The organism is Mycobacterium sp. (assembly GCF_025933915.1).
Classification (GTDB): domain Bacteria; phylum Actinomycetota; class Actinomycetes; order Mycobacteriales; family Mycobacteriaceae; genus Mycobacterium.
On the sequence record NZ_JAICZA010000145.1, the window covers coordinates 1 to 11,727 of the forward strand.

An 11,727-nucleotide genomic window follows, 5' to 3' on the forward strand; every position below is an offset into this window, starting at 1 on the left:
TCCGACGTCGTTGGCGAGTGCGCCGAGGTCGGTGACGTGGTTGTAGAGACGTTCCAGCTCGACGAGCAGAGCCCGCAGCCGGTGCGCCCCGTCGGGAACTTCCACGCCGAGCGCGTCTTCGATCGCAAGGCTGTGGGCGAGCGCGTGGGCGGCGGAGGTATCACCGCTGACGCGTTCGGCCAGCTCAACCGCGCCGTCGGCCGGGCGGCCCTCGAACAGCTTTTCCAGGCCCCGGTGCACGAACCAAAGCCGGGCCTTGAGGCGCACCACGGTTTCGCCTGCGACCGAGAAGCGGAAATGGCCCGGCTCGATCAGCCCCGCGTGCACCGGCCCCACCGGGATTTCATAGATCCCCGGCCCCTCGACGGTGACGAACGGAAAATGGCCGGCACCTCCGAATTCCGGAGGCGGTGCGACGGCCCCGCGCATGGGGTACCAATGCTCGGGCCAGTGCGCGTGCCGCACCAGCCGCCGCAACTTGGGATGCCCGACGGGTCGAATGCCGTACAAATCCGCCATCTCGCGCTCGAATCGGCCGGCCGGGAACGACAGGTAAGCCAGCGAACGCACCGCCGGGTCACGTTTCGGCACCACGCATTCCAGTTCGATGCGACGGTCCGGTGCACCGGCGAGAAACAGGTACATGATGCGGAGAACGCTGTCGTCGTCGTGTGCGGCCACCAGACCCAGCCGAAACCCGTTGTCCAACAGCTGCTCCGACGCATCAGCCAGCTCGTCCTGCGACACCTTGTGCCGGGCGAAGTCACGGCTCACGGCGATGCCCCGACGATCCCCGCCGCGGCGGTGAACAGCCCGGCGAGCGGGCCGGCGGTTACCCCGAGGGCTATCGATGCCGTGACACCGAGAAGCAATGCCGCGGCGATCGTTTCCGGCACAACGATTTTCGGTGCCATCTCCGATGCACCGGTCACGCTGCCGAGCAGGATGCGGCCCGAGTTGCGCACCAGCGCGGCAAAGCCGATCGCAATCGCGAGCATGCCCGCACCCAGAACCCAGGTGAGCCGGGCATCGGCGAGCGATCGGGCGATAGACAGCTCGCTGGCGAACATCGCGAACGGTGGCAGCCCGAGCAACACGATTACCCCGACGGCGATCGACAAACCTACTACGCGGGAGCGCCGCAGTACGGCGGTGATGTCGGCGATGGCGGTGGAATTGTGCGCCGCTTGCAACTGACCGCTGGCCAAGAACAACACCGTCTTCCCGATCCCGTGCGCGAGCACGTGCAGCAGCAGTGCGGCGATCGCCAGCGTGGTGCCGGCGGCCGCGGCGATCGCGATCAGGCCCATGTTCTCCATCGAGGAGTAGGCGAGCATGCGTTTGATGTCGGGTGTCACGGTCAGCATCAGGGCGGCGATGACCAGCGTCGCCAGTCCGATCACCAGTAGGCCCGACCGCATGAAGGTAGTCCCGGTTGCCGTGTCGATGATCGGTTTGATGCGTATCAGTACGGAGATGGCAACCGACAGCAGCACCCCGCTCATCAGCGCCGAAACGGGCGCCGGGGCCTGGCTGTGCGCGTCGGCCAGCCAGGTGTGGAACGGGAAAAGCCCGGCCTTGGCGCCATATCCGATGAGCAATAGCCCGCTGGCCATCCGCGCGGTGCCGGAATCGAGCTTCGCCGCGTGCGCGGTCAACACGTCGAGGTTCAGTGCCGCCGCGGCAGGTGCGCCGGCATGCTCGGCGGCGTAATACAGCAGCACGGTCCCCAGAAAAGCGATCGCGATGCCCACCGAGCAGATAACGACGTATTTCCAGGTCGCTTCGAGTGCCGTACGGGTGCGGCGATGCCCGACCAGAAAGGCGGTGATCACCGTCGTGGCTTCAATTGCGACCCAGATGACACCAATGTTGTTGGCGCCCACCGCCACAACCATCGCCGCCAGAAACGCCGCGATCAACACGCCGTAGGTGCGCGCACCCCGCGCGTCGGTGTGGCCCTGAGCGAGTTCGGTGTCGACATAACCGATGCTGGCCCAGGCCGCCAGTGTGGCGACGGTTCCGATGACGATCAGCATGGTGACGCTCAGCGCGTCCAACCGCAGCAAGCCGCCCAGGACGATCCGAGTCCCGGATCCGACACCGCAACCCAACGCCACCCCACACGCCAAAACCGTTGCCGCCGAGAGCACGGTCAGGGTCGCGGTCGCCCGCCGCCACCCGCCGATCAAGGTCGCGATCGACGCGGCGACCGGAGAGAGTATCGCGGCGAGAAGTAAACCGGTCATCAGTCGTGCAACTCCTGCAAAGCGTCGAGGTCGGCACCCCCGAAGGCACCGGTCAGGCGCCCGGTCAACACGCCGATCACGAGAACCGCGAAGAGGATGTCCAGGGAGGCGCCGAGTTCGACGATGAGCGGCACGCCCGCGGTGAGCAAGAACGCGGTGGCGGCAATCCCGTTGTCCAGCATGAGGAATCCAGCGGCCTGCGACACCGCATGCCGCCGCGTGACCATGACGAGCAGCGCGACCAGGACCGCCGCCGAAGCGGCCGGGACCGCGGCGGTGGTGGCCCCCGGCCGCAGGTTCACCAGGGAGCGCGTGGCCGCGAACGCCACCAGCGTCAGGGCCGCTGCGATCAGCAGCGATGTCGCCGTGTTGACCAACGGCGTGGCCTCGCGGTGACGATCCGGCGTGGCGCCGGCCGCCCGAGCCAGCAGCCGCGGCAGTATCACCGCCCGTAACGCGAAGACCGCCACGCCGACGGCGATAAGTGCGGCATCGCGGGTGTACGCACCGCGCAGGATGGGGATTGCCGATAGAGCGACGCCCTGCCACGCCAGCAGGTGCACGATGGCGCCCAGATCGCGGCGCCACACGACCAGCACGGCGACCAAGATCATCCCTCCGGCCGCGAAGTCGACGAGCACGGCAAACGTATTGGACGTCATGCCGGCACCCCGAAGAAGTTGGCGGCGATCACCGCGAGCAACGCCAACACGAATGACCCGGCCAGCAATTCGGGCACCCGGAAGAGCCGAAGCTTGGCCATGAACAGCTCGACGGTGGCCAGGACTCCTGCCAGGACGGCGACCTTCGCGGCCACCGCCGCCAAGCCCATGACAATGTCGATCGCGCCGGCCCCGCTGCCTGCAATACCCCACGGCGCGAACAGGTTAGCCAACAGCGCCAGCAGCACGGTCAGACGCATGCCGGCCGCCCACTCGACCAGAGCGAGGCGGGGCCCGGCGTATTCCAGGATCATCGCCTCGTGGACCATGGTCAGCTCGAGGTGGGTCGCCGGGTTATCCACCGGGAGGCGCCCCGTCTCGGCGACGATCACGATCACCAGGGCGACGAAGGCCAGGACTGCGGCCAGCGACACCGCCTGACCGGGATGGGCGATGGTATGTGCAACCAGCGCACCGAGATTGGCTGACCCCGCCGGTATGGAGAGCGCGAAGACCGCGAGCAAGATGGTGGGCTCGACCAACGCGGCGATGGTGATCTCGCGGCTCGCCCCCATGCCGCCGAACGAGGTGCCGGTGTCGATTCCGGCCAGGGTCAACGCCACGGTGCCCAGGAACAGCAGGCCGACGACGGCAACCATGTCGGCGCTGGTGTCCAGTGGCGATCCGATCGCGACGAGCGGCGCGATCGCGGCGACCAGCAGCGTGGACGCGGCGACCAGGACCGGGGCAGCCGCGAAGACCATCGTCGTCCCGAGTGGTTTGATCTGTTGCTTGCCGAGTTGTTTCACGATGTCACGCCACGGCTGCAGGATGCCCGCACCGATGCGTCCCTCCCCGCGGGCCCGCACCTGCCGGGTGAGGCCCACCACGAGCGGTGAGCCGGCGACCACGGCGCCGAGCTGCACCGCACCCGCGACATAGGACAACCCGTTCATCGGGCGACCACCAGCACCGTCAGGACGCCGAGCGCACCGTAAGCCAGGTACAGGTGGACGCTGCCGGTGTGGGCGCGCCGGACCATGGCCGCGGCCGTCGTCACCATCTGCAGCACCGGTGAATAGAAGCGCTCCTCTATCGCATCGGCGATGCGGGTGCGGTAGACGATCTTCTCGGCGAAATATCTCGACTCGGCGGCGTGTGTGATCTCGATATCGGTGTCGGGCCGCAACACGTCATCGAAGACTCGCTGCAACGGTTCGGCGAAAGAGGTGGCGGTGTATTGCATGCGAGCGGTGAGATCGTCCGCGCCACAAGCCCATAGCGGCAAGTCAGCGGGTTCGGGCCGAATCCGCCTACGCCATTGCGCGAGCGCGGCCACGGTCAGCGCGGCCACGCCCAAGGCGGCGGCGATGATCCCGGGCGCTACCGACCCCTGCAGACCGGGCAGCCGTATCAGGGTGCCGAAATCGGTGAACTGCGCCGCCCGCGCCGCGGGTAGCGCCGCGAGCGCCCGGCGCAGAGCGGGCGCGATAACCGAGGGCACCAGCGCGAGGACCACACAGGCGGTAGCCGCGCAGGCCATACCGGCCACCATGCTGGGCGCCGCTTCACGCGCCCGGGCGGCCTGGTCGCTGCGCGGCCGTGCCAAGAATCCGATCCCGAACGCCTTGACCATCGCCGCCACGCCCAGACCGGTGGTGAGTGCGACGGCACCCACGGCCAGCGGCGTGGTCAAAGCCAGGAGGGTGGCATGGCCGGAAGCCGTGTGGATCAGCGACTGCACCAGCAACCACTCGCTGAGGAACCCCGCCCCGAGCGGCAGCCCACACGCCCCGAGCGCGGCCACCCCGAACAGGATGGTGGTCGCGGGCATTCGGCGGGCCAAACCACCCAACCGATCGAGGTCACGCAGCCCCGTCGCGGCCAGCACCGACCCGGCCGCGAGAAATCCGAGACTCTTGAACGCCGCGTGCGCTACCAGGTGCAGCATGGCCGCGGCCGAGGCGATCATGGCGGGCCCCGCGGCGCCGGACGCCGCGAACAGGGTCGCGGCTCCCAACGCGAGGGTGATCAATCCGAGATTCTCGGTTGTCGAATACGCCAGTAGCCGTTTGAGATCCGTGGCCACCGAAGCCTGCACCACGCCGTAGAGCGCGGAGACCGCACCGATGGCCATCAGGGTGAGTCCCCACCAGCGTGGCCCCGGCCCGAGCAGCTGCAGATCGATCCGGCAGATGCCGTACACCCCGAGGTTGACCATCGCCGCGCTCATCAGCGCCGACACCGGGCTGGGCGCTTCCGGGTGAGCGCGCGGCAACCACGCGTGCAACGGCACCAGACCGGCCTTCGACCCGAACCCAGCCACTGTCAAAACAAAGACCGCGGTGCAGGTGCCCGGCGAGATCCGGTGCAAATCGGCGAACCGGTCCGCGCCGCCGGCGGCTGCCAGCACCACCAAGCCGACCAGGATCGACACGAATCCCAACTGGGTCATCACGGCGTACACCAGCGCGGCGGAGCGAACCTCCGAACGGGTGTGCTCAGCCAGCACCAGTAGCAATGACGCGACCGCCATCAATTCCCACGCAAGCAAGAACGTGGTCGCCGCCCCCGCGGCGGGCACCAGCAGCATCGCCGCGACGAACACCGGCAACGCGGCTAGCGTGACCCGGCTCAGATGCCCGTGCCGGGCATACCCGATCACGTAAACGCCGACCGCGACCGCGACCGCCCCCGCGATCGACATGAAGAACCCGCCCAGCGGATCGAGATCCAGCTGCACCCCGGACAGCGGAAGCAACCAGCCGATGTGGATCGCACGAACCGTGCCGAACATTCCCAGCAGGCCCGTCCATACGCCCCCGGCACCGAGCAGCGATGTCAGAGCACCCGCCAGCGCGGGCCCGAAGTCGTCGCGGCGCACCAGCTCCGGCCCGGTCGCCTCGCTGGTCGGCAGTCCTGTGGTCACTTGCCGGTCACCGACCTGAGCGCGGCGACGATCTGGCTCGGGGTCGGTGGACATCCAGGGATCTCCACGTCGACGGGCACCACGTCGGCCACCGCCCCGACGACGCCATAAGCGTCTTTGAAGACGCCCCGGTTCAGCGCACAGTCGCCACAGGCAATCACCCGACGGGGGCGCGGGGTGGCGGCGACCGTGGTCCGTAGTGGTCCGGCCATGTTGCGTGTCACGACGCCGGTCACCAGCAGCGCATCCGCGTGGCGGGGCGAGGCCACCAGTCGCGCCCCGAACCGCTCGACGTCGTACACCGGTCCGAACGCGCCGGAGATCTCCACTTCGCACCCATTGCACGAACCCGCGTCGACATGCCGGACCTGAACCGAACCACGCACTTCGGCAATCGGTTTCATCGACTCGTCCGGTGCGGGCGCGGCGGGTTCGGTGATCCGGCCCACCCGCAGGGCCTTGCCGATCCAGCCCACTGACCTGCTCCGCCCTACTCCGCGCCACCGGCGCGCAGGTCCTCCAACACCGCGACGCGATCGCTGAGCACCCCGCTGAGAACCTTGCGCGCCACCAGCAGCAGCTCGGCAATGTCCGGCGAGGCGATCGAGTAGATCACGGTGTTGCCGTCCCTGAGCGCGTCAACCACGCCGGCCCGGCGCAGCACGCCCAGCTGCTGCGACAGATTCGACGATTCCAGGCCGACCTCGGGCAACAGCTCGCCTACCGACTTGTCGCCCGCGACCAGCAGCTCGAGAATCCTGATCCGCGCCGGGTGCCCCAACGTCTTGAAGAACTCGGCCTTGAGCTTGTACAACGGCTCCGACACGACACCGATCTCCTGATAATTACAGGACTTCTTGATTCGAACAATTGAAGAACTTATCAGATGTTGTTGCGGATTTTCATCTCGGGTGCCGAGGTTCCAGCTGTGATCAGCGCCGCGAATCCGGCGCGGCCAGGAAAGACTCCACCGCTTCGCGGTATTCCTCGGCCGCTTCGTCGTGGATCAGGTGGCCGGCTTGCGGAACCCGCAAATACCTTGCCGCGGTGACGGTTTCGGCCATCTCTCGCATCTGCCCCGGAGGTGTGACCGAGTTGCCTGCCTCGATGAGCAGCGCCGGGACGCGCACCGCCCGCCACTGCGCCCAGTAGTCTCGGGTGCCCCATTCCGCGGCGATCTCGATCCATCGCGAGGTGTGTCCGTGCAGTCGCCAACCGGTTTCGGTGCGGTCGAACGCCTCCAGGAAATACCGCCCGGCGACGGGCCCGAACTCGGCGAATACCTGCTCGGCGGAATCGAATTCGACCGGAAGCGCATGCAGCCACGGCTCCCACGGCCCGGTGGTGCGGGCGCGGAAATCCGGCGCCATGTCCTCGATCACCAGGGCGGACACCAGTTCGGGGCGCTCGGCGGCCAGGCACCACGCGTGCAGGGCACCCATCGAATGCCCGACGATCCTGGCCCGCACGCCCAGCGCGCTCACCGCGTCTCCCAGGTCGGCCACGAACCGTTCGGTGCTGATCGGGTGCGGATCGTCGACGTCGCGGCCCCGGTGCCATAACGCGTCGTAGCTGTAGACGGTGCCCAGGCGGGTCAGCCACGGCAGCTGGCGCGTCCACGTGGTTCCCCGCCCCATCAGCCCGTGCACCAGCACCAATGGCTCGCCGCGTCCCCCGTGACGAGTCAACAGATCGCTGGGCATCTCACCATCTTGCGTGGACCGCCCCCGTTGAACGGTACGGGGGGCGGGGTAGCCTAGCGGCATGCCGCCAGTGGTGAAGATCAACGCAATCGAAGTTCCCGCCGACGCGGGCCCCGAACTGGAGAAGCGGTTCGCCCACCGCGCGCATGCGGTGGAGAATCAGCCCGGCTTCCTCGGCTTCCAGTTGCTACGTCCGGTCCAGGGCGAGGACCGCTACTTCGTGGTGACGCACTGGGAGTCCGACGAGGCTTTCCAGGCGTGGGCCAAGGGTCCCGCCATCGAAGCGCACGCCGGCCATCGGGCCAACCCGGTGGCGACCGGGGCGTCGCTGCTGGAATTCGAGGTTGTGCTGGACGTTGCCGCAAACAAGCAGGCTGGCTAGCGGGCGGTCGGCCTGGCGCCGCGCACTGGCGCTGAGCGCCGCCACCGCACTGGTAGTGACATCGGCGCCCGGTTGCGCCTCCTCTCCCTCGCCGCAGGCGAACGCGGCAAACCCGGGACGGCAGATCGACACCCGGACCCCGCCCGGCGTTCGGGCCCAGCAGACGTTGGACATGCTCAACTCGGACTGGCCCATCGGACCGGTCGGCGTTCGCACGCTGGCCGCGCCCGACGAGGTCGAGTCGGTGGAAACCACCATGGAGGCGCTGTGGTGGGATCGTCCGTTCACCCTTGACGGCGTCGACATCGGCGCGAGCGTCGCCACACTGCACCTGACGTCCTCCTACGGTGCCCGGCAAGACATCCGGATCCACACCGACGACGGCGGGTGGGTGGACCGGTTCGACCTGGACACCCAGGCGCCGACGGTCAAGTCGTGGCACGACATCGACGCGGTGTTGAGCAAGACCGGCGCCCGCTACTCCTACCAGGTCGCCAAGGTCGACCCGTCCGCTCAAGCCCACTGCAACCCGGTAGCGGGCACCAACACCCGCGAATCTCTGCCCCTGGCATCGATTTTCAAGCTGTACGTGTTGCACGCTCTGGCCGGTGCCATCAAAAACGGAACGGTGTCCTGGGACGACCAGCTGACCGTCACGGACAAGAGCCGTGCCGTCGGGTCGTCGGGTTTGGCGCTGCCGGCCGGTGCCCACGTCTCGGTTCGCACGGCCGCCGAGAAGATGATCGCCACCAGCGACAACATGGCAACAGACCTGCTGATCGGAAAGATGGGCACGCACGCCATCTCCGAAGCGCTCGCCACGGCCGGCCATCACGACCCCGCCAGCATGACTCCCTTCCCCACCATGTACGAGCTGTTCTCCGTCGGCTGGGGCAGACCCGACCTGCGCGGCCAATGGGAGCACGGATCCCCGCAAGTCCGAGCCCAGCTGCTGGAGCAAGCGAATTCCACACCGTATGACCCGGATCCGATACGCGCTCACTCGCCGGCATCCTCTTACGGCGCGGAGTGGTACGGCACCGCCGAGGACATCTGCCGAGTCCATGCGGCGCTGCAGGACGACGCCGTCGGCGCGGCCGCGCCGGTGCGAGATATCCTCTCCGCGGTCTCAGGTATTCAGCTGGACCGCAACGTGTGGCCCTACATCGGCGCGAAAGCCGGTGGCCTGCCGGGTGATTTGACATTCAGCTGGTACGCCGTCGACAAGACGCGGCAGCCGTGGGTGGTCAGCTTTCAGCTGAACTGGCCGCGCGATCACGGGCCGACCGTGACCGGCTGGATGCTGCAGGTAGCGAAGCAGGCCTTCGCCCTGATCGCGCCGCGCTGAGGGTCACAGCCGCAACGTCCAGTGTCCGGCGCGGAAATGCATCACGACGCGGCCGGCCGGTGCGACGTCGATGCGCCAGAAGGAGGCTCGGGGGATATCCAGCGCCGCCAGGATCGCCGCCCGGACCACCGCAGGGTGCGTTACCGCCACCGCGGGTAATGCCGTGTCGGTCAACGACTTCAGCCATCCGGCCACCCGATCGACGAGATCGACTATCGACTCACCGCCGTGTGGCGCCCGGGTGGGCTCGGTCAGCCACGTCTCGAGATCCGCGGGAGGCAGGGCCGCGAGCGCCTCGCCGCGCCACCGCCCGCAGTCGAGGTCGGCCAACCCCGGCTCCGTGACGGCTTGCAGGCCCAGCAATCTCGCCGTCTCCCGGGTGCGTTGTTCTGGCCCGGCGAAATCGCGCCCCCCACCGGCGATTTCGTCGGCCAGGGCGCCAACCTGCCGACGCCCGACATCGTTGAGCGGCTCGTCGGCGGCAAAACGCCCGGCCGCCATCGCATCGGTCATCGCGTGCGATATGAGGGTCAGCCGGACGACCTCCGTCACGCCGCGGTGCTCGGGGCGCGCTCGCTCAGCAGCCGGGAGGACACCACCGAGAAGACCAGGCCGATGCTCGCCCACAGCACGAGCTGGGTAGCCAGCGACACCAGCCTGAATTCGTAGAGGACGTCGGCGGGGAATCCCGGGTAGACGAGGGCGCCCGCGGCATCGCGCAGCGGTTCCGGTGTCTCGTCCACGCTCGGCAGCAGCACCGCCACCACGACGATCGCCACCAGATAGGAACCGGCCGCCAGCAGCCCCGCGTTCCACGCGCCGAACCGCACGGCGAGCCGCCGCACCAGCCATACCGCGCCGATCGCCAACACCACCGAGGATGCCACCATCACCAGGTACCAGCCGGTGCGCGCGCCGATCGTGTCGGACTGACCGACCGCCGGCGGATTCGGCGGATACTTCAAGAATGGCACCACGTACACCGCCCCGAACGCGCCGGCCGCGAGGCGCAACGAAAGCGCCTGCGGCTGCGCCTCGTTCGTGCGCGCGTAGACGACGCTGAACAGCACCGCGAACAACGCGCCCATCGCGAGGCCGAAGATCAGCACACCGAATCCCAGCCCGGCGTTGGCCTGCACCGCCCGGGTGAACAACTCGGCGCCATGCTCGTGCACGCCGTGCGCGTTCTCCGCGTCGGTGCGGCCGTCCTCAAAAGCGATCGCGCGGGCGATGACGGGCTCGGCGCACAGGCGGGCGAATACGAACGCGAGCACCGCGCCGACAGCACCCGCCAGCAGGCCGCCCGCAATCAGGCGTTTCTCCACGAGGCCGGGTTAATGGCAGGGGAAGCCGAGGAGATGGCGTGCGTCGTGCACGAACTCGTGCACATGCGAATCGCTGCCGAACAGCGAGACCGCGCCTTGGTCGACGCCGACGAAGTACAGCGCCAACAACGCCAGGAAGACGGTCGCCGCCAACCAAAGCGCGGCGCCGGCCGCCGACAGATCAACCGACCGGGTGCGGCCGCCAGCTAGCTGCGGGTGGGACACAATCGACTCCTTCTGGGGATAACGCGCCCCCGCTGGGGATGACGAGCCTCGGGTCTGACTTTGGACAGTGGCGCGACCGTTCTGGACTTTCACCAGATTCCGTGGCACATCAGGACAGCTGTCAGTGTAGGGCGCAGCGAAAACGGGCGGTAGTCCCGACCGAGACCAGTCCGATAGTGGCGATCGCCACGCCGCCCGTTTCCGCTGGTTGCTACTGCGCGTCGGGCCCCTGCGGCGCGGCGCTGTGCGCTCCCGCCTTGGCCAGGTCCGGCTCTGCCGGCGGCTTGCGGGTGCCGGTGAAGGTGAACGCCGCGTCCTCGCCGGCGCCCTCGCCGTCCCAGTTGTCCACGTCGACCGTGACCACCTGTCCCGGCCCGATCTCGTCAAAGAGGATCTTCTCGGAGAGCTGGTCCTCGATCTCGCGCTGAATGGTGCGTCGCAGCGGACGGGCACCCAGCACGGGGTCGAAGCCACGCTTGGCCAGCAATGCCTTGGCCTTGTCGGTCAGCTCGAGGGCCATGTCCTTGCTCTTGAGCTGGCCCGCGACCCGGGTGATCATGAGGTCGACCATCCGCACGATCTCGTCCTTGGTCAGCTGGTGGAACACGATGACCTCGTCGATGCGGTTGAGGAACTCCGGGCGGAAGTGCTTCTTCAGCTCGTCGTTGACCTTCTGCTTCATCCGCTCGTAGTCGTTCTCACCGCCACCCTGGGTGAAGCCCAGGCCGACCGGCTTGGAGATGTCGGACGTGCCGAGGTTCGAGGTGAAGATCAGCACGGTGTTCTTGAAGTCCACCGTGCGGCCCTGACCGTCGGTGAGCCGACCGTCCTCGAGGACCTGCAACAGGCTGTTGTAGATCTCCTGATGCGCCTTCTCGATCTCGTCGAACAGCACCACGGAGAA

The 11,727-nt window shown here is 68.0% G+C and carries 14 protein-coding genes; 2 read left to right on the forward strand and 12 right to left on the reverse strand.

Annotated features, from left to right (window positions below):
• The 8 genes from Q0W90_RS19290 to Q0W90_RS19325 form a co-directional block, all read right to left on the reverse strand.
• On the reverse strand, positions 1–774 hold a 774-nt coding region (locus Q0W90_RS19290), incomplete at its 3' end, for an NADH-quinone oxidoreductase subunit C (RefSeq protein ID WP_297775889.1).
• Positions 771–2,249 carry a proton-conducting transporter membrane subunit gene (locus tag Q0W90_RS19295; protein ID WP_297775892.1) on the reverse strand — a complete coding sequence of 493 codons (1,479 nt, stop codon included), beginning with the start codon at positions 2,247–2,249 and terminating at the stop codon, positions 771–773. The genes Q0W90_RS19295 and Q0W90_RS19290, both read right to left, overlap by 4 nt.
• On the reverse strand, positions 2,249–2,911 hold the full coding sequence (locus Q0W90_RS19300; RefSeq protein WP_297775895.1) for a hypothetical protein: 663 nt from the start codon (positions 2,909–2,911) through the stop codon (positions 2,249–2,251). The genes Q0W90_RS19295 and Q0W90_RS19300 overlap by 1 nt, the downstream gene beginning before the upstream one ends.
• On the reverse strand, positions 2,908–3,858 hold the full coding sequence (locus Q0W90_RS19305; RefSeq protein ID WP_297775988.1) for an NADH-quinone oxidoreductase subunit H: 951 nt from the start codon (positions 3,856–3,858) through the stop codon (positions 2,908–2,910). Before Q0W90_RS19305 ends, Q0W90_RS19300 begins: the two co-directional genes overlap by 4 nt.
• A gap of 5 nt (positions 3,859–3,863) precedes the next feature.
• Entirely contained in the window at positions 3,864–5,768 is a 1,905-nt protein-coding gene (locus Q0W90_RS19310; RefSeq protein ID WP_297775990.1) for a proton-conducting transporter membrane subunit, read from the reverse strand.
• Positions 5,769–5,836: 68 nt separating this feature from the next.
• Positions 5,837–6,316: an oxidoreductase gene (locus Q0W90_RS19315; protein ID WP_297775898.1), complete on the reverse strand. Its 480-nt coding sequence runs from the start codon at positions 6,314–6,316 to the stop codon at positions 5,837–5,839.
• 14 nt (positions 6,317–6,330) lie between these two features.
• The gene (locus Q0W90_RS19320; protein WP_297775992.1) at positions 6,331–6,675 is read right to left on the reverse strand and encodes a lsr2/espR transcriptional regulator; all 345 of its coding nucleotides are present in this window, start codon (positions 6,673–6,675) and stop codon (positions 6,331–6,333) included.
• A gap of 97 nt (positions 6,676–6,772) precedes the next feature.
• Entirely contained in the window at positions 6,773–7,543 is a 771-nt protein-coding gene (locus tag Q0W90_RS19325) for an alpha/beta hydrolase (protein ID WP_297775901.1), read from the reverse strand.
• Between the two features lie 61 nt (positions 7,544–7,604).
• Here Q0W90_RS19325 and mhuD point away from each other — a divergent pair, with 61 nt between their 5' ends.
• Both mhuD and Q0W90_RS19335 read left to right on the forward strand, forming a co-directional pair.
• Positions 7,605–7,925 carry a mycobilin-forming heme oxygenase MhuD gene (gene mhuD, locus Q0W90_RS19330; RefSeq protein ID WP_003875625.1) on the forward strand — a complete coding sequence of 107 codons (321 nt, stop codon included), beginning with the start codon at positions 7,605–7,607 and terminating at the stop codon, positions 7,923–7,925.
• The gene (locus tag Q0W90_RS19335; RefSeq protein ID WP_297699469.1) at positions 7,900–9,273 is read left to right on the forward strand and encodes a class A beta-lactamase-related serine hydrolase; all 1,374 of its coding nucleotides are present in this window, start codon (positions 7,900–7,902) and stop codon (positions 9,271–9,273) included. Before mhuD ends, Q0W90_RS19335 begins: the two co-directional genes overlap by 26 nt.
• A gap of 3 nt (positions 9,274–9,276) precedes the next feature.
• Here Q0W90_RS19335 and Q0W90_RS19340 read toward each other — a convergent pair whose 3' ends face one another.
• The 4 genes from Q0W90_RS19340 to Q0W90_RS19355 all read right to left on the reverse strand — a co-directional run.
• Positions 9,277–9,825: a histidine phosphatase family protein gene (locus Q0W90_RS19340; protein WP_297775983.1), complete on the reverse strand. Its 549-nt coding sequence runs from the start codon at positions 9,823–9,825 to the stop codon at positions 9,277–9,279.
• Positions 9,822–10,598, reverse strand: a complete 777-nt coding sequence (locus Q0W90_RS19345; RefSeq protein WP_297699467.1) for a CbtA family protein — start codon at positions 10,596–10,598, stop codon at positions 9,822–9,824. Before Q0W90_RS19345 ends, Q0W90_RS19340 begins: the two co-directional genes overlap by 4 nt.
• A 9-nt stretch (positions 10,599–10,607) precedes the next feature.
• Complete coding sequence (locus tag Q0W90_RS19350; RefSeq protein WP_297602249.1) at positions 10,608–10,823, reverse strand: CbtB-domain containing protein; 216 nt, start codon at positions 10,821–10,823, stop codon at positions 10,608–10,610.
• Between the two features lie 211 nt (positions 10,824–11,034).
• Positions 11,035–11,727: AAA family ATPase (locus tag Q0W90_RS19355; protein ID WP_297775986.1), on the reverse strand; the 693-nt coding region annotated here is incomplete at its 5' end.